Source organism: Corynebacterium glyciniphilum AJ 3170, assembly GCF_000626675.1.
GTDB lineage: Bacteria > Actinomycetota > Actinomycetes > Mycobacteriales > Mycobacteriaceae > Corynebacterium > Corynebacterium glyciniphilum.
In genome coordinates, this window is record NZ_CP006842.1 from 1023451 (window position 1) to 1044902 (window position 21452).

Sequence of the window (21452 nt, forward strand, 5' to 3'; positions counted from 1 at the left end):
ACCTGAACCACTTCACCCGACGGAGGCGAGAACACCAACCGTGTCAGGACGACTCGACCAGCTCAACCTGGATGCACTGGACCCCGAACAGCTCCGGGCGGCTACCGCTCCCCGTGGTCCGGTGAGCATCATCGCTGGAGCCGGAACCGGCAAGACCCGGACGATTACCCACCGCATCGCCCACCTGGTGTCCGGGGGGTTCGTCAACCCCGACCACGTCCTGGCGGTGACCTTCACCAACCGGGCGGCGGCAGAACTGCGGGAGCGGCTCACCATGATGGGTGTGGCTCGGGTGCAGGCGAAGACGTTCCACGCGGCGGCGATGCACCAGTTGCGCTACTTCTGGCCCAAGGTCATGGGCGACACACCCTGGGAACTACTGGATTCCAAGTTCCCACTGGTCGCCAGGATCACCCGCGCCGTCGGGCTTGAACCCGACCGTACGCTGCTGGCCGACCTGCTCGGTGAGATCGAGTGGTCCAAGGCGTCGCTGATCGCGCCGACGTCCTACCCGTCACATATCGGCCCGGACCGCCGGGACTGCCCGGTCGAGCCCGAGAAGTTCGTGAAGATCTTCGAGGGGTACGAGCAGGCCAAGGCCACGCCGGACCGGGTGCTGCTCGATTTCGATGATCTCCTGCAGTCCATGGCAGGTCTGCTCGAGTCGGAGGTCGGTGTCGCCGATGAGTTCCGGGAGCGTTACCGCACGTTCGTCGTCGACGAGTACCAGGACGTGACGCCCCTGCAACAGCGGCTGTTGGACGCCTGGCTCGGTGACCGGGACGATCTCACGGTCGTTGGCGACGCTAACCAGACGATCTACTCCTTCAACGGTGCGACCCCGGACCACCTGCTGAGGTTCTCCACGAGGTTCCCTGACTCCACCACGGTCCGCCTGCACCGCGACTACCGTTCCACGCCGCAGGTCGTCGATCTGGCGAACCGGGTCATCGGTCAGGCCAAGGGCCGGGCGGCAGGCACCCGCCTGGTCCTGGAGGGACAGCGACCACCAGGCCCGGATCCCGAGTTCTCCGAGTACCCGGACGAGACCGTCGAGGCCGACGACGTGGCCCGTCGCATTGCTGAGCTCATCAAGCAGGGGGTGCCTGCTGCGGAGATCGCGGTGCTCTACCGCATCAACGCCCAGTCGGCGGCCTTCGAGTATGCTCTCGACCAGGCGGGTATCGCCTACCAGGTCAAGGGGGGCGACGGCTTCTTTCAGCGCGCTGAGATCCGACAGGCGGTGCAGGCGCTCGGTCAGGCGGCACGAAAGGTGCAGGCACGTGCCCAGGATGGATCGCAGGACCAGTCCACGGGGAACCTTGTCGACCAGGTCCGGGCCGTCCTGCTGCCCGTCGGCCTGACCCCGGCCGAGCCCGAGGGTGCCCAGGAACGTCAGCGGTGGCAGTCGTTGAGTGCTCTGGCGGATCTGGCCGGTGAACTGACGGCCACCACACCGGGGCTCGACCTTCCGGGGCTGATGGGGCTGCTCAAGGAACGCGCCCAGGCGAAGAATCCACCCCGGATGCAGGGCGTGACCCTGGCCAGTATCCACGCGGCGAAGGGGCTCGAATGGGACGCGGTGTTCCTTGTGGGCCTCGTCGACGGGACGCTTCCCATCCGGCACGCACTCAAGGGCTCGCATTCAGAGGATGCGATCGAGGAAGAACGCCGGCTCCTCTATGTCGGGGTCACCCGTGCCCGGGAACATCTTCACCTGTCGTGGTCACAGGCCCGGCAGCCTGGCGGCAAGGCGACCCGGCGCCGGACACGTTTCCTCGACGGCATGGTCCCCTGGGAGGCAGAACGTGCTGCGGAACAGAAGGCCCGGCAGTCGACCGCGGGTCAGAAAGGCTCGAAGTCGAAGCCACGGGATTCCTGTGACACCTGTGGGGCTCGCCTGACCACCCCGGAACAGCGCATCCTCGGGCTGTGTGACGCCCACGCCGGGGACATCGACCAGGTTCTGGTCACCGAGCTGCGTAGTTGGCGTAGCACCATGGCGAAGTCGCGTGACGTCCCCGCCTATGTCGTGATGAGTGACGCGACGTTGCGTGCGGTCTGCCACCGGGCACCGACCACGGCGCAGGAGCTCGTCCAGGTGCCGGGGATCGGTCCGATGAAGGTCGAGCAGTTCGGGGAGGACATCCTCGGCATCATCCGTAACTTCCGCTGAGCTGAGTCAGAACAGGTGTGCACAGGCCGGCCCCGAATTCACCGCGCAGGAGCCGCCTGGCACGACGGACATCCGGGGAGACGCAACGGAAGGGTCCTCGACGTGGTCAGATCCACCGGATCGAGGAACCGTCGCGTGCCCAGTCCCTCCGGTGTCCAGTCTGACAGTGACATCCCGGGCCCCAGCGCATCCCGGACGACGTCGGCGACGACGGCCGACGCGACCTCGGTCATCCCTGACCCCGGGCGACCGACGCTGCCGGGGGACTGGGCGCGGATGAGCCGCCAGTCAGGGTCTTCCCCCAGGAGCTGGGTGTCCAGGCACGTCAGACACGGTGTGTCTCCCGGACGAACCAGCGGACCGACCACCACGTTGCCGTCGACCACACCACAGGGCAGGTGTGGTACTCCCTGGACCATGAGCCGATGGGTGACGTCCTGCGGCGGGAACAACTGTCCGGCGAGAACCACCAGGGACGAGGGCCCCAACCGTCCGAAGGCCGGAGCCCCGGGGGTGACTGCGGCGGCGGTGACGCCGCGGCGCATCAGGTCCTGCAGGACGGTGGAGGCCATGGCGGCTGGGCCGGTGACATGGACTGTCGTGCCGGTGGCGGGGACAGGCCGGAGGAGACCGGCGGTCCTCAGGTCATCAACGACGCCGGCGGCGTGCTCGGCGGTGAAGCCACAGTACCCGAGCCGCGTCACCAGCTCGCCCGCCGCGACAGGTCGCATCGTCTCCCGGAGGACGAGCATGACCTGGTTGGCTGAGACCCCGGTCGGCATCGTGAGGACCAGAGAGTGTCCCGGCAACGTCCCGAACTGGAGGTGGTGTGGGGAGCGCAGGATCAGCGAGGTGGCGTCCCTCAGTATCACCATGTTGTCGCCCCCGACAACGGTCGATGTCATGTAAAATCCCCCTGACTGGCACACAAGCTCTCGACACGCACAGTGTAGCCTGCGCTCCGCCACTGTGCAGCGGGTCGACGAGACCACGGAAGGTGACACATGGCAGGACGGCGACGTACCCCCACAAGGGCTCAACTCGAGGTCGTCGATGATTTCGCCCCGGATGTCGAGATCCGGTTGTCCGCCCGTCGCGAGCGCACCATCGCCGGGAGGATGGAGCGGGGGAGAGTGATCGTGCTCGCCCCGATGTCCATGGATGCGACGAATCTGCGCCGTAGCACCTCTGACCTGGTCGAACGGGTGAGGCGGCGTAACAGTGCTGCGGCGGGCCAGGCATCCGACGATGACCTGATGCTGCGTGCGGCGGAACTCAACGACAAGTACCTGGAAGGACGTGCAGAGTTCCGGAGCGTGCGCTGGGTGGGGAACATGACACGGCGATGGGCCAGCTGTTCGGTCGACTCCGGCCGGATACGGGTCTCTGACCGGCTGAAGGAGGTTCCCGGCTATGTCCTTGACTCAGTGATCATCCATGAGCTGGTGCATACCTGGATTCCGGACCACGGACCTGATTTTCACGCGTGGGCGGCGAAAGCCCCACAGGCGGAACGCGCTGCGGGGTACCTGGAAGCCTATGGACGGTGGGGCGTCGGACGGGACGACGACTCCGGTGACGTGGACTGACTACGACTACTTGTCGTCGCGGTTCTCGTCGTCGTCTCTGTTGTCGTCGTTGTCACTGTCTTCCGGCGCGTCGAACCCCTTGTTGATCTCACGCTCGAGGCGCTCGATCTCGCCGATCGGATCGAAGCCGTCAACGTCCTCCTGGGAAGCCAGGATGGAGTCGATGAATCCGGCGGGTGAATCGAGGTCGCTGTCGACGGGAAGGAAGTCGGGGTGGTTCCAGACGTCGTCGCGGCGTTCGATGCCTACGGCCACGGTCAGTCGTCGCCACAGTTCAGCGGCCTCGGAGGCCTTCGGGGCAGAGAGGCTGATTCCCACCGTCTTCACCAGGGACTCCATCCCGGGCTGGTCGTTGTCACGGTAGACCGACCAGGCGGCACCGATGCTCGACGCGACGGGAAGCCGCTCGCCCAGTGCTTCACCGACGACGACGTCGACCCACCCCTCAATCAGCGACAGGCTGGTCTCGAGTCGGACGCGGGCGTGATCAGTGGAGGAGACGATGGTGGGGGAGAGGTCGGAGTTCTGCAGCTGTGACATCATCTCCTGGAGCTTCTCCGGGTCGCCCAGCATCTCCGGATTGAATTCCTGACTGGCTTCCTCGAGAGCGGAATTGTCCAGGCTCAGACCGGTGGCGAACTCCTCGACATCGAGGATCACCCGCTCCACCAGCCACGGAACATGCTGGAAGAGCCGCAGGTGAGCTGCTTCGCGGGCGGCGAGGTAGATCAGTGTCTCCCGGCGTTCGGCGCCGAGCTTCTTCGACAGATCGTCGAGCCGGTCGGTGGCGATGGCGGCGACTGAGCCTTCTGCGAGCGGGATACCCCATTGGGTGGACATCGCGACACTGCCGGCCAACTCACCCAGCGCGCGGCCCAGCTGCATACCGAAATTCATGCCGTTGACCTGACTGAAGATGCCCATCATGGGGCCCATCTGGGAGCGGATCTCCTCCGGCATCCCCTCCATGGTTGCATCGCCCAGTTTCTCGGCGAGTGGATTGATGACCCGTTTCCACCGTGGGAGAGTCTCGTCCAACCACTGGGACCCGGTGAAAGCGACGGAGCCCGTGGCCCCGGCCGGGAGGGTGGTGGCTTCGTCCAGCCAGAGTTCCACCAACCGCACGGACTCGGCGACGGCTTGGCTGTCTTTTGCGGCGGGGTGGCTCTTCGCCGCGCTGCCAGAGAGCTGTTGGCGTGCGATCCGCTCGGCGAGGGCGTAATTGACCGGCCCTTGCGCGTCCGGTGAGTTCATGTCTTTACCGAAGCCGCTCAGCATTGAGCCGAACTGACCGAGGATGTCTCCCAGACCCGGTCCCTGCTGGCCGCCCTGACCCCCCTGGCCACCCTGGGGGCCGAAGAACATGCCGAACGGGTTGGCTCCGAAGCCGAACGGATCGTTCCCGGAGTTTCCGTTCTCGTTCTCCCGCCGTCGACGCTCGTCGTCGGACTCATCGTCAGGACCGTTGAAACCGAATCCGAAATTGCTCATGCCACGAGCGTACCCGCGTGCTTCCGTGCTCCCCACCGTCATCCGTGCGCTGACAGCGAACACCGTGGATGTCGGTGCGGGGCTGTAAGGTGACCGGGGTGAGTTCCAGTATCCCTCCCCACAGTGACACCGGCGAGACCACCGAGACGACCCAGGCCACCGACACCACGACGTCGACCGCCGGTGGTCGACGCCGATTCCGGACTGTCGTCGTCGGGTTGCTTCCGGTGGTTGCACTGGCGGCGTTGCTCGCGATTCCGACGATTCCGGGAACCGATGTGAACCTGACCGTTCCTTTTGCGGCGGAAGGCGAGGGGCCGACCTACGACACGCTGGGTGAGGTCAACGGGACGCCCGTGGTGGACATCACCGGCACCGATGCGGAACTGGACGACGACCTGGCAGATTCCGAGGGCCAGCTCAATATGACGACCGTCGCGGTGAGGACCAAACTCAGTCTCGCTGAAACGATGAAGCGGTGGCTGGGCAGCGATGACACCATTGTTCCGGTCGAGCAGGTCATCCCCTCTGATTCGACACCGGAGGAAGTCGCCCGCCGGAACGCCGCCGCATTCGCGGCATCGGAGTCCAACGCGACCGTCGCTGCGATGGGCTACCTCGACCGGCCGCTGGAAACCACCGTCTACGAGATCGCCGACGATGCGCCGGCTGCCGGGGCGCTGCGTGAGAACGACGTCATCACCGCCGTGGACGACACGGACGTGACGCTGCCTGCCGAGGTCGCTGACGCCGTCGCCGAGCACGCCCCGGGTGACGACGTCGAGCTGACGGTACGGCGCGGGCAGGACGAGGTCACCGAATCCGTGACCCTCGGCGAGGTGCCGGAGGAACTGCGGACGAACTCCGCGGCGACAGCGGCTGAGGACGCCGGTGAGTCCGACAGGGCGTACCTGGGGGTCACGATGGTGGCCCAGCCCGCCGGGGACCTGAAGGTCCGTTACAACCTGAAGGATATCGGCGGGCCGAGCGCCGGGCTGATGTTCTCGCTCGCCGTCGTCGACAAACTCTCCCCGGGCGACATCAGTGGTGGGAAGTTCGTCGCCGGTACCGGCACGATCTCGGCGGACGGCTCCGTGGGGCCGATCGGCGGAATCACCCACAAGATCGCTGCCGCCCAGCACGCCGGCGCCGAAGTCTTCCTGGTTCCGTCCGGCAACTGCAGTGAGGCGACGGGGAGGTCCTACGACGGGGACATCGACCTGTTGTCGGTCGACTCCCTTGACGGCGCGGTGGACGCGATGGAGAAGTACAACAACGGGGGAGATGCGCCCACCTGCGGCTGACTCAGTCTTCGAAGGTGAAGCGCAGCATGGAGGTGACTCCCGGGGCGATCTCCGCTCCGTCCATGCCGCCGAGGAGTTCGACCTTATCTTCCGCGAAAGGGTCGGCGGCGATGTCGTCCTCGGACGGGCGCAGCTGGAGCAGTGTGCGGTCGGGCCCCCCGTCGACCACACCGGTGAAGATCCGTGCCTGACGCGGAGTGGCGTCCGGGTCCGCGGAATTGCGGAACATGATCTCCTGGGCGAGCACGGCGCCGACGACGACGTCAGGCCACCGCACGGTGGCGATATATTCGCCGAGCTCGTCAGAACCAGGGCGGATGTGGTCGGGGAGGCCGTCCTGGACGACCAGGGCGAGGGGAGAGGCGTCAGTGTCGTTGTCATGGTCCCCGGCGGCGATGACGTCCTGGACGAGTTCCGTAGGTACCAGTGCAAACAGCGTGGCCGGGCGATCCCATCCTTCGGCGTGCACGAAGTCGACGGCCTCGCGGAGAGCGGCGTTGAGCGGACGGATGTCGCTCGTGTGGTTACTGGCGTTCATCTTGGGAGGACCTCACGGTGACGGCGGATGGGTGCGGACAGTAGTCTAGACGTAGACAGTTTTGTCGTCGGAATCCGACAGCCCGCGCATCCGGTGCCATCCCCGCCGGAATCAGGGGTCGGTCCGACTCTCATGACCGACAGCAGGAGAGAACTGAACCCTTGAGCATCCCGGAGATTCCAAAACCCGGACGCAGAACCAAGATCCTCGGCACCGTCGCCGTCGTGATTGCTCTGCTCTTTTTCCTTGTCCCGGTCCTGGTCTCGAACTACACGGAACTACAGTGGTTCCGGTCGATCGACTTCCAGGCCATATTCCTCAGCGTTCTCGTGACCCGGGTGATTCTGTTCATCGTGTTCGGGCTCGTGGCCGCTGCCATCGTCTGGGGTGCGTGTTTCGCCGCGTTCCGGGCCGCGCCGAAAGAATCGGACTTTCCCGACGTCTCCGAGATCGGGCTCGGCGGTGATGACTCGCCGTTGACCGCGAACCGCGCGGAGATCCGGAAGGCCATCCGTCCGTTCCTCGTCATCGTCCCGCTGATCGCCGGTGTCATCACCGGCATGATCGCCCAGGGAAACTGGCGGACTGTCCGGTTGTTCCTCTCCGGTGGTGATTTCGGCGTCCAGGATCCTCAGTTCCAGATGGACCTCGGGTTCTACGCCTTCACCCTGCCTCTGCTGACGTTTGTGCTGGGCACGGTGTCCGTGCTGGTCATTGTGGCGTTCCTGGTGAACCTGCTGGCCCACTACCTGCTCGGGACGATCAGTACCGGCAACCCCCGGGCCGGTGAGAAGGCCCGCATCGGTGCTCCGGCGCGTCGCCAGTTGGTGATCATCGCCGGTATCTGGATGCTGCTCAAGGCAGTCGACTACTGGTTCCAGCGTTACGCGCTGCTGAACAACCAGCACGACACCTTCACCGGTGGTTCCTACACCGACATCAACGCGATCCTGCCGGCGAAGATCCTGCTGCTGGTCGTCTCCCTGTTCGTCGCTGCCATGTTCTTCAGCTCGATCCTGCTGAAGGATCTGCGTGTTCCGGCTCTCGCGGTCGGCCTGATGATCGTGGCGAACCTTGCCATCGGTGTGGGCTGGCCGGCAGTGATGGAACAGTTCTCGGTCAACCCGAACCGCGCCGAGAAGGAGCGGGAGTACATCGCCCGCAACATCGAGTCGACCCGTCAGGCCTATGGCATCGAGACCGCGCAGGACAGCGCCCGTGAGGGTTACGAGAACCCGGACGGTCAGGTGACCTACGAACGGAACTGGGGTGGACAGACCTCGGGCGATGCCAGTGAGCGTCGCTCCATCGCCGACGATGACGCGACTCTGTCCAATATCCGCCTGCTGGATCCGGACGTGTTGTCGCCGACGTTCACTCAGCAGCAGCAGCTGCGTAACTTCTACGGTTTCCCCGACGAGCTCTCGGTGGACCGTTACGAGGTCGACGGCGACATGCGGGACTTCGTCGTCGCCGCACGTGAGATCGACCCGAATGCCCTGTCGGGAAACCAGACGGACTGGATCAACCAGCACACCGTCTACACCCACGGCAACGGCTTCATCGCCGCACCGGCGAATACCGTGGACGAGGTCGCGCAGGACGCCGCCTCCGCCCGTGGTGGCTACCCGATCTACACTGTCGCCGACCTGCAGAACATGGAGAACGACCGGCAGACCGGCGAGCTGGACCTGGAGATGGAGCAGCCCCGCATCTACTTCGGTCCGGTCATCGCCGGTGCGGATGCGGCGAACGCCGACTACGCCATCGTCGGTGATGACGGGTCGGGTACTCCGCGTGAGTACGACACGGACAACTCCGAGTACACCTACACCGGTGAGGGCGGCGTGGACGTGTCCAACATCTTCCACCGGGCCCTCTACGCCGCGAAGTTCCAGGAGATGAACATCCTCCTGTCCGACGTCATCGGCGACGACTCGAAGATCCTCTACGACCGGGACCCGCGCGAGCGTGTCCACAAGGTCGCCCCGTGGTTGACCACCGACTCGAAGACCTACCCGGTCGTCATCGACGGCAGGATCAAGTGGGTCGTGGACGGCTACACCACCCTGGAGAACCTGCCGTACTCCGAGCGCACCCAGCTCGACTCCGCCACCGAGGATGCTCTGACCGAGGATCCCGCATCGCAGCAGCGTGCGGTCACCAACGACGTCAGTTACATCCGCAACTCCGTCAAGGCGGTCGTGGACGGCTACGACGGAACGGTCGACCTCTTCGAGTTCGATGAGGAGGACCCCGTCCTCAAGGCATGGGAGGGCGTCTTCCCGAATGTGGTGAAGCCGAAGGAGGAGATCAGCGACGAGCTGATGGAGCACCTGCGGTACCCGGAGGATCTTTTCAAGGTTCAGCGTGAACTGATCGCGAAGTACCACGTGGACGATCCCGGAACATTCTTCACCAATGACGCATTCTGGTCCGTCCCCGGTGACCCGACGGCGCCTGAGGGCGGCCAGGAGCTCAACCAGCCGCCGTACCACGTGGTGGCGACGGACCCGGAGACGAACCGTCCGAGTTTCCAGCTGATCACCCCGTTCCGCGGTCTGCGTCGTGAGTTCCTCGCAGCGCATATGACGGTCAGTTCTGACCCGGAGACCTACGGTCGAATCTTCGTCCGCCAGCTGCCGACGAATACGCAGACGCAGGGTCCGAAGCAGGCACAGGACACCATGATGTCCTCTGATGAGATTGCCCGTGAGCGCACGCTGTTGGAGGGCACCAACACCCTGACCAACGGCAACCTGTTGACACTGCCGGTCGGTGACGGACAGATCCTCTACGTCGAACCGGTGTACTCCCAGCGTGCCGATCAGGAATCGGCGTTCCCGAAGTTGCTGCGCGTGCTGGTCAGCTACAACGGTTCGGTCGGTTACGCGCCGACGGTCGGCGAGGCTCTCGAGCAGGTCGGTATCGACCCGGATGCGGTCACGGAAATCGCTGAGTCCGGCGGAGACGCCGCTGACGAGAACGCCGCAGCGGCCGGCGAGGACGGGTCGGATTCCGATTCGGATTCCGACAGCACCTCCACCTCGACCCCGTCGTCGTCAGCGGCCGAGACCCCCGGCACCGGATCGGGTGGAGGCAATGAGCCGTCGGAGGACCAGCTGTCCGCAATCCGTGACGCCATGGACCGGGTCAACGACGCCCGGGAGAACGGTACCTTCGAGGAGTTCGGTCGAGCACTGGATGATCTGGACGCGGCCGTGGAGGACGCCCAGTAAGAAGCGGTGAGACAGTCCAGCGCATCGGTGACGAAAACCCCGGTGCGCTGGACTTTTTCCTGTCAGTTGGTCGCGATTTCACATTTGTCGTCGACTGCGTTACGCTATGGGAGTCGCTGACACGGAGAGCAACGCTCTCCGGGACAGTTACCCGTCGCGGGGTGGAGCAGCTCGGTAGCTCGCTGGGCTCATAACCCAGAGGTCGTAGGTTCGAATCCTGCCCCCGCTACTAGATGGACCCCCTGGCCGGTGATTATCACCGGCCAGGGGGTTTTGCGTTTCGCGGTTGTACTGACGGGACCGGTGTATTCGTCCCCGGTCTACGCCGAGTTCACCTGGCGGTCATCGTGACGGCCTACACTTCTCCTGTCCGGAATGCTTCCGGTGGCCCGCAGGCCGAAGACTGACAGAGGAGATCGTGGTGTCGCCGTCCACCCGCCAGAACACTATCCGCCGTATACCCCTCATTGCTGTCTCACCAGTCCTCACGGTGGCCCTGGTGGCGGGGACGGTGACTGTTCCTGCACACGCACAAGCCGCTGGTTCGTCGGCGCTCACAGAGGCGGTGGGGGAGTACCTCCCCGCCATCTTGCCGGCGGTGCAGCACCACGGTGCTCCGGTACCGGAACCGCTGTCGTTGTCCGATTACGGCTGGTACATCTCTGACCTGAGTTCCTACGACGGTGGCATCTACTACGATGTCGTCAGCAGCTTCAGCGACCTCCGGGACAATCATCCCGAGGTGATGAAGGACAGTCTCGATACCGTGGTCGACGTCAACAACAGTGCGGATCCAGAGACCGTTCGTCGTGCCCAGGTCGACGCCGCCGCCGACGACGGTAATCTCCTCACCGCACTGTCTGATGCGTTCGGATCCACGCTCGGAGAGGCACTGCGCACGTCACTGCAGGAGCATCGGCTGCCGAAGACGCGCACCCTCATGGACTCCGGGTATCTGTCCCGCGCGGGTGGTCTGGCAAGCTCCACGCTGATTGAGAAGGAGATCTTCAACTACGACCGCCCCTTCGTCGTTGCTCCTGACCGGATCACAAAACACACTGGCGGGGGCAACGAAGGACTCTACGACCTCAGCGGGTCGGCGGCTTTCCCGTCGGGTCACACCAACCAGGCGAGCTGGACTACGACGCTGCTTGCTGTGCTCCTGCCGGAGTTGGCACCACAGCTGCTGGCCCGGGGCGCCGAGGCAGGGTACAACCGCATGGTGATGGGGGTGCACTACCCGCTGGACGTCGTCGGTGGACGGATGACGGGGCAGGCCGCGGCGGCTGACCGGTGGAATGATCCGAAGATGCGGACAGTCCTCACCCAGGCGGGCCAGGAGCTCCGCGCTGAGCTGGAGTGGCGTACAGGGATGCCGCTGGCCGAAGCCGTCGCCACAGACACGCCGTACCGCTCAACTGGCGTGGCTGTCGGAGAGTACACCTCGAGGATGACTCACGGGCTCCGTCGGGTAGGGGATCCGGAAGCACCGCTCACTGTCCCGCAGGGAGCGCCGGAACTGCTCGTGACTGCGTTCCCCGACCTGAGCTGGGGGCAGCGTGCGCGGGTCCTGGCGGCGACGGCGTTACCTGCCGGCTATCCGCTCGACGACCAGTCGCCGAAAGGGCGCGCGGTGGGAAGTTGGCAACGGATGAATCTCGCTGCCGCCTTCGCCGCCGATGTTGAGGTAGGGCAGGGTGCTGCCCTGATGGTCAACGGTCGCCCGGCCTGAGGCCTCTGAACGTTCGACACCCCCGTCCCTGGTTGGTCCGGACGGGCCGGGGCCAACCAGGGACGGGGGTGTCAGAGTGCGCGGGGGGTCGCGGGGGCCAGGGGCGGTATCAGGCGGAGGCCGTCGCTGAGTCCTTCGCTTCAGACTCGGAGTGTGCTCCTTCCGGGTCCTTTGTCGTCACCTGCTTGACCACGATCACGGTGATAGCGGAGACGACCATGCCGGCCAGGACGGCGATGATGAAGCCCCACCAGTTGTCCATCAGCGGCATGACCCAGATCCCGCCGTGGGGTGCCCGGCTGCCGACCTCGAAGGCCATGGACAGAGCGCCGGTGACCGCACCACCGACCATCATCGACGGGATAATGCGCAGGGGGTCCGCTGCGGCGAACGGGATCGCACCCTCCGAGATGAAGGAGGCTCCCAGCAACCAGGAGGACTTGCCGTTCTCCCGCTCGTCGTTGGTCCACATCTTCGGACGGACCGTGGTCGCCAGGGCGAGTGCCAGTGGGGGCACCATACCTGCAGCGATGACGGCGGCCATCACCTGGAATGCCGCGGTGTCGCCGGTGGACAGTCCGGCGGTGGCGAACAGGTAGGCGGACTTGTTGACCGGACCACCGAGGTCGAAGCACATCATCAGGCCGATGATCAGACCGAGGATGATCGCGGAGGAACCGGACATGTCGGCCAGCCAGTTCTGCAGGGCCTCCATCAGAGCGGCCAGTGGTCGGCCGAGCACCAGGAACATCGAGGCGGCGGTCACCAGGGTGGCCAGCAGCGGGATGATCACCACGGGCATCATGGAGCCGAGCCAGCGTGGGACCTTCCAGGACTGGATCCACATCGCGACCAGGCCGGCGATGATACCGGTGATCAGACCGCCGATGAAGCCGGCGCCGACGAGGACGGAGATCGCGCCGCCGACGAAACCGGGGACGATGCCGGGGCGTCCGGCCAGCGCGTAGGCGGTGTAGCCGGACAGCGCGGCGACGAGGAAGCCCATGGCGGTGTCACCACCGCCGAAGAACACCGCTCCCAGGTAGAGCAGGATGCCGGAGCGGTCGGAGTAGAGGATCTCGTCGCTGCCGTCGAGGGTGTACTGCATATTGTCCGGCAGGTTCCACAGGGAGTGGTCGATGACCACGTCCTGCCATACATTCGACACGTTGTAGCCGCCGATCACGAAGCCGAGGGCCATCAGGAGACCGCCGGCGGCGACGAACGGGACCATGTAGGAGACACCGGTCATGATCGACTGCTGGATACGACGTCCCCAGCCGACGTTTCCGTCCTCGTCATCGTCTCCGCCGGAACCGCCGCCGGTGGCCGCGACCCGTCGCGGGTTGTCCGCGGTGGAGGCGGTGATCGCCCGGTCGATGAGTTCGTCGGGGTCGGAGATTCCCTTCTTGACGGGCACGTCGACGACCGGCTTGCCGGAGAAGCGTTCGATGTCGCGGATGCCTACGCCGTGGGCGAAGATGACGGCGTCGGCCTCGTCGATCTGGGCCTTGGTCAGCTTGTCGCCGCCCGAGGACCCCTGGGTCTCGATGACGAGTTCGACGTCGTCGCGTGCATCGGCGGCCTGGGTGAGGGCGTCGGCGGCCATGTAGGTGTGGGCGATACCGGTGGGGCAGGACGTTACACCGACAAGCTTCACCGTGGGGGACGCCGGAGGTGCTGTCGGTGCCGCCACGGTCTCCGCCGGGGGCTCGGCTGGCGCCTCTGACATCGCGGCGGGAGCGGTGCTCTTCTTCGCCTTCTTCTTGTTCAGGACATCGGTGACGAGGGAGACGATTTCATCCTCTGACTGCGCCGAGCGCAGGGAAGCGACGAAGTCCTTCTTCACCAGCGCCCGTGCCAGGGTGCTCAGCACCTTCATATGGGCGCTGCCGGCACCCTCCGGGGCGAGGATCATGAAAACCAGGTCTGTTCCCAGTGGCTTGCCCTCGTCGTCGGTCTCGTCCGAACCGAAGTCCGTGGGGGTCTTCAGCCTGGCGAAACCGAGGGACGGTTCCTCGACGGCGCTGGTGCGGCAGTGTGGGATGGCGATGCCGCCGGGCAGTCCCGTGGCCGCCTTCTCCTCGCGGGCGTGGATGTCGGCGAGGAGTTGAGTGGTGTCGGTAGCGCGCCCGGCCTTGACCTGGAGATCAGCCAGTGCGGTGAGGACCGCGTCCTTCTCCGCCGGGATGTCGGCGTCGAGGGAGACGAGGTCGGGGATGATGACCGGGCGGTCGTCTGAACCGCCCGACGTGGTGGGGGGTGGCGTGGTCATGGTCATACTCTCCTTGCTTCAGGGAGGGTGGTGGGAAGGTCGTCGGGTCGGGGGAGGGTGGTCCCGGGCAGGGTGACGGCCGTGGATCCGTGGGCGACGGCGAGGGCGAGCCTTTCTGGCGCGTTCTTTCCACGGACGGCCCCGATCACGTATCCGGCGAGCGTCGAATCCCCGGCACCGACGGTGGACACCGCGGTGACGGTGGGGCTCGGACAGAACCACGACCCGGTGGTGCCGTCCACGTCGTCGCGGGTGACGAGCAGTGCTCCCGCCGCGCCGAGAGAGACGAGGGCGGCTCCGAAGCCGCGGTCGATCAGTGCGGATGCCGCTTCGACGACGGCGGAGAGATCGCCTTCGCCCGCGGCCTGCTCCATGGCGTCGCCGTCGCCACCCACGATCTGGGCCAGTTCGTGGGAGTTTGGTTTGATCAGATCCGGGGCTGCCGCCGGGTTGCGGTCGGAGAGGTCGACGAGAGCGGCCAGTGCGGCGTCAGAGGTATCGACCGCGACTCGGAACCCCTGTTCATGGGCTGTGGCCGTCATTCTCGCGTACCAGTCGTCCGGGAATCCGGGAGGCAGCGATCCGGCGAGTACCAGCCAGTGGGGGCCGGGGATGCCTTGACCGGAGACATCGGACAGCGTCTGGTCGACGGCCTCGGCCAACGCCCGGCCGTCGGCGGACGAGTCACCAGGGGAGTTGATTTTGGTGGTCACGCCGTCGCCGTCGGTGAGGGTGAGGTTCACCCTGACGCTGCCACCTCCGCCACCTCCGACGAAGCGCACGGGGATGTCCCCGGCACGGAGCAGCTCGGCGAAGTCGCCGCCGGAATCGGCGGGTACCACTGCGAAGACGTCGTCGCCGGCATGGTGGACGACGGTGGCGACATTGACACCTTTACCACCGGCCTGGTCGGTGCCGGAGATAACCCGGTTGACCCCGCCGACGTCCAGTGGCCCGGGGAGCCGCTGGGTGCGGTCGATGCTGGGGTTGGGTGTGACGGTGATGATCACGTGTGAATCACGTCCATTCCTTCATGTTGTAGGCCTGTGATGACGGGGTTGTCGGGCGGGGCATCGGTGATGAGCACGTCGATGTCGGCGGTGGTGGCGAAGGAACACAGGAGTTCTTCCCCGAGTTTCGACTGGTCGACCAGTGCTATCCGTCTTCGGGCTGCTTCGGTCATCGCGTACTTCGTCCGGGCCTCGGCCTGGTCCGGCGTGGAGAACCCGAAGTCGGGGGTGATTCCGTTCGCCCCGAGGAAAGCCACGTCCGCGCGCAGGCCACGCAAGGCGGTCACAGCTTCCGAGCCTACGACGGACTGGGTGATGCCGCGGACCCGGCCACCAACGAGGTGGAGACGGTGGGGTACAGCGGCGGGGACCTGGAGTGACAGTTGGTAGGCCAGAAGCACAGAGTTGGTGACGACCGTCAGATCGGGGCGCTCGGCCAGGTGGTGGCTGAGTACAGCCGTGGTCGTGCCCGAGTCGACGATGACGGAGCCTCCGGTCGGCGGGAAATGCCGCGCGGCGGCGGCGGCGATACGCGCCTTGGCGTCCCGCGAGGACGACGTCCGTGTGGCGATGGTGTTCTCATTGCCGCTGTGGACCCGGTACGGCACCGCGCCACCGTGGACACGGGTGACCCGCTGCTGACGTTCGAGCACGTCGAGGTCCCGGCGGATGGTCTCGGCCGAGACGCTGTAGCGTTCGGCGAGCTCCGACACGGAGATGCCGCCCTGGTCCTGGATCTCCCCGGCGATCACGTCCTGCCGTTCTGGCGCGTACATACTCCCAGTATCTGTGGGAATGTGTGGGAAGTCAACGGTTATATGGTCATGTGAATGTGGTTTTCCACGACAGTGGGCATAAACAGTCATCCCGGGTGATGTTTCGCGGTACCGGTCCAGGAAGAGGCGGGGGTGGCTGGCGAGGCAGCGGAGTGTCTTCTGCAGGTTGATTCGTGGACGGGAGGATAGGCTGAAGGCACAAACTGACGTGACGTGTCCATGCGCGGGCACGGCCTCTCACAAGAGAAGATGTGGTTCAGATGCTCCTCCGGTCCCTTCATCGACTGGCCGTCCTCACTGTCGCGGCCGCCGCCACAGTCCTCGCCGGGGTAGCGGTCGCGCCGGCTGCCAATGCACTTCCCTCTGCGGGCCAGGTGGTCGACGATGTCCTTACCGCTACCGGAGAACCGGGACCGCACCGCATCGAGGGTCAGTACTTCACCTCACCCGGCGTCCCCGCCGCCGCTGAGCAGGCTCGCCCGTCGGTGCTTGTCGGTCCGTCGACGCCGCTGATCGTCGGGCCTTCGGTGTGCACGACGACTGCCGCAGGGTACGACGCCGCAGGCAACGCAGTCGCTGTCACTGCCGGCCACTGTGGGGTCGCCGGTGACGAGGTCCGGTCCGCCGACGACCCTGAGGGCACCGTCATCGGTACGTTCCAGCGCAGTGGGGCAGTGGACAACGGCATTATCCTGTTGAACGCCAATGCGCAGGTCACCAGTTCCTACAATGCGGCGGTGCTGAGTAGCCTGGGCGGCCCGTTGCCCGGCGAGGGTTCCCAGGTCTGCAAGACCGGCATCGCGACCGGCACGACGTGCGGACCACTCGTGCTCACCACCGGCTCCGGGTTCGCGATGCACGTGTGCTCCTCGCACGGCGACTCCGGAGCGCCGGTGTACGCGGGCGGCCGACTCGTCGGGCTCCTCAGCGGCGGCTTCGCCGGTGTCCCGTCGTGCCGCACCCCGTTGCAGGGACCTGTGCACTCGCCGGTGATGGCGGTGACGTGGGACGCCGTGGCCGCTGAGATGAACGCAGCCGGCGGTGTCGGCGCGGGGTTCCGGATGGCCTGAGTTCAGGCGCCGAGCCGACCGCGGCCGAGCTGCAACAGCGAATTCGCGATGGCGATCCCTTCCGGGCCCAGTTCATTGCGGAACTGGTTGAGGATCGCGGTCTCCCGCGAGTACACCAGTTTCGTCCCGCCGGAGGCCGTCCTGGTCCGTCCGATCAGCTTCGAGATCTCCGAGCGGCGTTGGACCGCTTCGATGATCGTCCGGTCCAGCTCGTTGATCTCCTTACGGTAATCCTGGATCTGGGCATCGGACAACGGATCATCGGTCCCGCTGGAGAACTCCATGTCGTTCGTCATGGCCCTGATTCTACGTCCGTACGGGGTTGTAGGGTGAACATGACCCCTACCGACAGGAGAACGCGACAGTGAATCCGGGCCAATCCGACCCCTTCGACCAGATCCCCCTCCCCGCGGAACCCGCGACGGGGCCGTGGGGCGGTCAGGACGGCCTGTGGGAACCACCGCCTGATGAGGATGACCAGCCCCCGGAGGACGCGTCAGCGGTGCTCGCCGAGATGTCAGAGACGGCGTCCCATCTCGCCCCGTTGCCCTCTGTACCTCCGGTGCAGGCACAGGAACAGGTGGTGCCGTCGTCCGGGAGCGGCGCGCCGGGCAGGGTAATGAGCGCCCAGACCCGGGACCAACTGCTTGAGGGGTTGAATCCCGCACAGCGTGAGGCGGTCACCCATTCGGGCTCGCCACTGCTCATCGTCGCGGGCGCGGGCTCGGGCAAGACCAGTGTGCTGACGCGTCGTATCGCGTGGCTGTTGGCCGGGGGCGTGGCGCCGTGGCAGGTTCTGGCGATCACCTTCACGAACAAAGCCGCCGCAGAGATGCGTGAACGCATCGGCGGCCTCGTGGGTCCTGCCGCTGAACGGATGTGGGTGTCGACATTCCACTCGGTGTGCGTCCGTATCCTCCGGGCGAACGCGCAGCTCGTCGAAGGGCTGAACTCGAACTTCACTATCTATGATTCAGACGACATGAAGCGTCTGGTCACCATGATCCTGCGGGACCGGAGCCTGGATGCCAAGGAGTTCGCACCGCGGGCAGTGCTCAGCGTGATCTCGAACTGGAAGAATGAGCTTCAGCGGCCGGATGAGGCTCTGCGCGAAGCCCAGGAGGACGGTAACCGCCACCGTGAGACCATCGCGCAGGTCTACCGCGACTACCAGGTTCGGCTCCGCCAGGCGAACGCCGTGGACTTCGACGATCTCATCGGGGAAGTCGTCGGTCTGCTGCGGAATAACCGGGGTATCGCCGACCACTACCGTCGCCGGTTCCGGCATATCCTCGTCGACGAGTACCAGGACACCAACCACGCCCAGTACGTGCTGGTGTCCACACTGGTCGGCGGGGCCAGCGGGGCCAGCGGGGACAATGAGAGCAGCGGTGACCCCGGTGAACTCTGTGTCGTCGGTGATGCGGACCAGTCGATCTACGCGTTCCGCGGGGCGACTGTGCGCAATATCGAGGAGTTTGAACGCGACTACCCCCATGCGCGCACGATCCTGCTGGAGCAGAACTACCGTTCCACCCAGAACATCCTCTCCGCGGCCAATGCGGTGATCGCCCGGAATCAGGGGCGGCGGGACAAGAACCTGTGGACCGACTCCGGCGATGGACCGCTGATCGGCGGATACGTCGCCGACAACGAGCACGACGAGGCGAGGTTCATCGCGCAGACGGTGGACGAACTTGTCGACCGGGGAGAGGCCTCCTACGGTGACATCGCGGTCATGTACCGGACGAACAACTCGTCCCGCGTCGTCGAGGACATCCTGGTGCGGTCCGGACTGCCGTACCGCGTTGTCGGCGGGACGCGTTTCTATGAGCGCAAGGAGATCCGGGACATCGTCGCTTACCTCAAGGTCCTGGACAACCCCGATGACACGATGGGACTCCGACGCATCATCAACACGCCGCGCCGCGGAATCGGCGATCGGGCATTGTCACAGGTGCGGGTGCATGCGGAGAACGTCGGCGTGAGTTTCGCAGACGGCCTCGCTGCGGCTGGGCGCGGTGAAGTGCCTGGACTCAGCGCCCGGGGCCGCAATGCCATCGCCGGGTTCCTTGAGATGATGGACGCACTGCGGGCGGAGACGGAGTCTGCGGTGATGCGTACGTCGGACGGTGAGTCGCTGGGCATCCCGGATGTCGGTGCGATTGTGCGAGCCGTACTCGACGCGACGTCCTATGCCTCGGAGCTCGAGTCATCGAATGATCCCCAGGACGGGACCCGGCTGGACAACCTCAATGAGCTTGTGTCCGTGGGCCACGAGTTCTCCCAGGAGGCGGCGAACCTCGCCGCCTACGAGGCAATGCCCTCCTCGGCTTCCTCGTCGTCGGACGCGAGTGATAGCAGAGATGACTCCGGCGAGGCAGAGGACGCTGTCCTGGCGGAGGGTGAACCGGAGCCGGGGAGCCTGCAGGCGTTCCTTGAACGGGTCAGCCTCGTCGCCGACGCCGACCAGATCCCCGCCGAGGACCAGGACATGGTCACGTTGATGACTCTCCACACCGCCAAGGGGCTGGAGTTCCCGGTGGTCTTCCTGACGGGATGGGAGGACGGCCAGTTCCCGCACATGCGGGCGCTCGGCGATCCAACCGAGTTGTCCGAGGAACGCCGACTGGCCTACGTCGGCATCACCCGGGCCAGGAAGCGTCTCTACCTCACCCGAGCCATGACGCGGTCCAGTTGGGGCACGCCGCAGAACAATCCACCGTCCCGGTTCCTCGGCGAGATTCCCGGTGACCTCGTGGACTGGATCAGGGAGGAACCGGCGCCGGCGTGGTCGGACAGTTGGGGGTCGTCGGGAGGGTACGCCGACGGCACAAGCTTCGGCGGCGGGTGGTCTTCGGCCGGGACGTCCCGACGAAGTTCGCCGAAGAAGTCGTCGTCCGGGCCTTCACGGTCATCGGGTGCGCTGCGCTCGTCGGGTAAGCAACTTGAGCTCGAGGTCGGCGACCGGGTCAACCACGACAAGTACGGGCTCGGTACCGTCAAGAGCGTGGACGGCCAGGGGGTCCGTGCGACCGTGATGATCGATTTCGGCAGCAACGGCACGGTCCGGCTCATGCTCATCGGTGGTGTGCCGATGGAGAAACTGTAAGCGGACAGACACGAAAAAACCCGCTGTCCGGCCGTGGGAACGGTCGGACAGCGGGTTTTCACCCGATGTTGATGACGGAGGAGAGGAGTTAGACCTCGACGCCGCGCTCGCGGAGCCACGGCACCGGGTCCACGGCGTTACCCTCGGTGGGGTAGACCTCGAAGTGGACGTGCGGTCCGGTCGAGAATCCCTCGTTGCCGATGCCGGCGATCTTCTGGCCGGCCTGGACCTCTTGACCGACGGTGACGTCGATGGTGGACATGTGTCCGTAGACGGTGATGGTGCCGTCGTCGTGCTTGATGCGGACCCAGTTGCCGAACCCGGACGCCGGGCCCGCGTCGATCACGGTGCCGGCCATCGCGGCGACAATCGGGGTGCCGAGGGCGTTGGCGATGTCAATACCCTTGTGCATGGTGCCCCAACGCATGGCGAAGGGTGAGGTGTAGCTGCCCTCGGCGGGCTTGACGACCTCAGGAGCGCGGGAGAGCAGGTCTGCGGCAGCACGCTCCGCGTCGAACTCCAGGGCGCTGGACAGCTGACCGGAGAGGTTCTCGATCTGGGTGGTCTGCGGCAGCGCCAGGATCTGTGCTGCGGCCGTCTCGACGTCGGCGCCGGCGGCACTGCCCTCGGCACCCTGGGCGAGGAGTTCGGTGTTGGCTGCCAGGGAAATGTCACCGGCGCCCTGACCGTCCTGGTCGGAGGACTGGTGCACGGTGGCGGCGCCGGCTCCGGTGGCTCCTGCCGCGGCAACGCCGGTGGCGGCGATTGCGACGAACGCCATGCGACGCTTGGCAGCGGTGTCCAGTTTGCGGTGGGACCCGCCTCGCCGTGCAACAGTCATTCTCAGTGAACCTCTCCGTAGTCTTGCTGTCGTGCCGTCATCTGATCGGTCTCAAATCGTGACCGTATCGTTATCAACGAGTCGCAACTCTATCGGCATGCCCGGTCTCGGGCAAGCCACTTCGCGAAAAAGGTCACGAATCTATATCGGCGAGATCGTGTGGTGAGGGGAAGATTGTGGAGGTGACTTTCATAACGGCCAGGTCACGGACGGTGTGTGACGGGTGTGGCGGGGGTAGGTGTGATGTAACGCTCCTGAGTGGGCGTGCCTCCCGGGGCAGCGAGGCCGCGTTGTGCACA

General features: G+C 65.7%; 15 protein-coding genes and 1 tRNA gene. 8 read left to right on the forward strand and 8 right to left on the reverse strand.

The window, feature by feature from the left end:
* Positions 1-40 precede the first annotated feature (40 nt).
* Positions 41-2176: an ATP-dependent DNA helicase UvrD2 gene (locus CGLY_RS04755; protein ID WP_038546759.1), complete on the forward strand. Its 2136-nt coding sequence runs from the start codon at positions 41-43 to the stop codon at positions 2174-2176.
* Positions 2177-2214: 38 nt separating this feature from the next.
* Here CGLY_RS04755 and CGLY_RS04760 read toward each other — a convergent pair whose 3' ends face one another.
* Positions 2215-3081 (reverse strand): TOMM precursor leader peptide-binding protein, encoded by an 867-nt coding sequence (locus CGLY_RS04760; protein ID WP_038546762.1) that lies wholly within the window; start codon positions 3079-3081, stop codon positions 2215-2217.
* Between the two features lie 99 nt (positions 3082-3180).
* On the opposite strand from CGLY_RS04760, the gene CGLY_RS04765 reads away from it, so the two are divergent.
* Positions 3181-3765 carry a M48 metallopeptidase family protein gene (locus CGLY_RS04765; RefSeq protein ID WP_038546766.1) on the forward strand — a complete coding sequence of 195 codons (585 nt, stop codon included), beginning with the start codon at positions 3181-3183 and terminating at the stop codon, positions 3763-3765.
* A gap of 6 nt (positions 3766-3771) precedes the next feature.
* On the opposite strand, the gene CGLY_RS04770 is transcribed toward CGLY_RS04765, so the two are convergent.
* On the reverse strand, positions 3772-5256 hold the full coding sequence (locus tag CGLY_RS04770; protein WP_038546769.1) for a zinc-dependent metalloprotease: 1485 nt from the start codon (positions 5254-5256) through the stop codon (positions 3772-3774).
* A 218-nt stretch (positions 5257-5474) separates the two neighbouring features.
* Between CGLY_RS04770 and CGLY_RS04775 the strand changes: the two genes are divergently transcribed.
* Positions 5475-6560: a YlbL family protein gene (locus CGLY_RS04775; protein ID WP_038551391.1), complete on the forward strand. Its 1086-nt coding sequence runs from the start codon at positions 5475-5477 to the stop codon at positions 6558-6560.
* A 1-nt stretch (position 6561) separates the two neighbouring features.
* Here CGLY_RS04775 and CGLY_RS04780 read toward each other — a convergent pair whose 3' ends face one another.
* Positions 6562-7098 carry a PPA1309 family protein gene (locus CGLY_RS04780; protein WP_038546772.1) on the reverse strand — a complete coding sequence of 179 codons (537 nt, stop codon included), beginning with the start codon at positions 7096-7098 and terminating at the stop codon, positions 6562-6564.
* Positions 7099-7259: 161 nt separating this feature from the next.
* Here CGLY_RS04780 and CGLY_RS04785 point away from each other — a divergent pair, with 161 nt between their 5' ends.
* The 3 genes from CGLY_RS04785 to CGLY_RS04795 all read left to right on the forward strand — a co-directional run bounded on the left by CGLY_RS04785 (position 7260) and on the right by CGLY_RS04795 (position 12069).
* Entirely contained in the window at positions 7260-10337 is a 3078-nt protein-coding gene (locus CGLY_RS04785; protein ID WP_038546775.1) for a UPF0182 family protein, read from the forward strand.
* A gap of 155 nt (positions 10338-10492) precedes the next feature.
* A tRNA-Met gene (locus CGLY_RS04790) sits at positions 10493-10566 on the forward strand.
* A 192-nt stretch (positions 10567-10758) separates the two neighbouring features.
* On the forward strand, positions 10759-12069 hold the full coding sequence (locus CGLY_RS04795; RefSeq protein WP_227590380.1) for an acid phosphatase: 1311 nt from the start codon (positions 10759-10761) through the stop codon (positions 12067-12069).
* A 109-nt stretch (positions 12070-12178) separates the two neighbouring features.
* Here CGLY_RS04795 and CGLY_RS04800 read toward each other — a convergent pair whose 3' ends face one another.
* From CGLY_RS04800 to CGLY_RS04810, 3 genes are read right to left on the reverse strand one after another with little or no spacing between them, the layout of a single operon-like run.
* Positions 12179-14344, reverse strand: a complete 2166-nt coding sequence (locus tag CGLY_RS04800; RefSeq protein WP_052539683.1) for a PTS fructose transporter subunit IIABC — start codon at positions 14342-14344, stop codon at positions 12179-12181.
* A gap of 2 nt (positions 14345-14346) precedes the next feature.
* A complete protein-coding gene (locus tag CGLY_RS04805) occupies positions 14347-15354 on the reverse strand; it encodes a 1-phosphofructokinase family hexose kinase (protein ID WP_038546779.1) in 1008 nt (335 codons plus the stop codon).
* Positions 15351-16130, reverse strand: coding sequence for a DeoR/GlpR family DNA-binding transcription regulator (locus CGLY_RS04810; protein ID WP_038546783.1), 780 nt, complete (start codon positions 16128-16130; stop codon positions 15351-15353). Before CGLY_RS04810 ends, CGLY_RS04805 begins: the two co-directional genes overlap by 4 nt.
* A gap of 260 nt (positions 16131-16390) precedes the next feature.
* Here CGLY_RS04810 and CGLY_RS04815 point away from each other — a divergent pair, with 260 nt between their 5' ends.
* Entirely contained in the window at positions 16391-17200 is an 810-nt protein-coding gene (locus CGLY_RS04815; protein ID WP_038546786.1) for a S1 family peptidase, read from the forward strand.
* Between the two features lie 2 nt (positions 17201-17202).
* Here CGLY_RS04815 and CGLY_RS04820 read toward each other — a convergent pair whose 3' ends face one another.
* Positions 17203-17496, reverse strand: a complete 294-nt coding sequence (locus CGLY_RS04820) for a chorismate mutase (RefSeq protein ID WP_038546789.1) — start codon at positions 17494-17496, stop codon at positions 17203-17205.
* 68 nt (positions 17497-17564) lie between these two features.
* Between CGLY_RS04820 and CGLY_RS04825 the strand changes: the two genes are divergently transcribed.
* Positions 17565-20312, forward strand: a complete 2748-nt coding sequence (locus CGLY_RS04825; RefSeq protein WP_038546792.1) for a UvrD-helicase domain-containing protein — start codon at positions 17565-17567, stop codon at positions 20310-20312.
* A gap of 88 nt (positions 20313-20400) precedes the next feature.
* Here CGLY_RS04825 and CGLY_RS04830 read toward each other — a convergent pair whose 3' ends face one another.
* Positions 20401-21153, reverse strand: a complete 753-nt coding sequence (locus CGLY_RS04830) for a M23 family metallopeptidase (RefSeq protein ID WP_038546795.1) — start codon at positions 21151-21153, stop codon at positions 20401-20403.
* Between the last annotated feature and the right edge of the window lie 299 nt (positions 21154-21452).

Bases quoted from the DNA above. Each gene is read 5' to 3' on its own strand.
- CGLY_RS04780 (WP_038546772.1), bottom strand. From the start codon at position 7,098: ATGAACGCCAGTAACCACACGAGCGACATCCGTCCGCTCAACGCCGCT.
- CGLY_RS04800 (WP_052539683.1), bottom strand. From the start codon at position 14,344: ATGACCACGCCACCCCCCACCACGTCGGGCGGTTCAGACGACCGCCCG.
- CGLY_RS04760 (WP_038546762.1), bottom strand. From the start codon at position 3,081: ATGACATCGACCGTTGTCGGGGGCGACAACATGGTGATACTGAGGGAC.
- CGLY_RS04770 (WP_038546769.1), bottom strand. From the start codon at position 5,256: ATGAGCAATTTCGGATTCGGTTTCAACGGTCCTGACGATGAGTCCGAC.
- CGLY_RS04765 (WP_038546766.1), top strand. From the start codon at position 3,181: ATGGCAGGACGGCGACGTACCCCCACAAGGGCTCAACTCGAGGTCGTC.
- CGLY_RS04830 (WP_038546795.1), bottom strand. From the start codon at position 21,153: ATGACTGTTGCACGGCGAGGCGGGTCCCACCGCAAACTGGACACCGCT.
- CGLY_RS04815 (WP_038546786.1), top strand. From the start codon at position 16,391: ATGCTCCTCCGGTCCCTTCATCGACTGGCCGTCCTCACTGTCGCGGCC.
- CGLY_RS04820 (WP_038546789.1), bottom strand. From the start codon at position 17,496: ATGACGAACGACATGGAGTTCTCCAGCGGGACCGATGATCCGTTGTCC.
- CGLY_RS04810 (WP_038546783.1), bottom strand. From the start codon at position 16,130: ATGTACGCGCCAGAACGGCAGGACGTGATCGCCGGGGAGATCCAGGAC.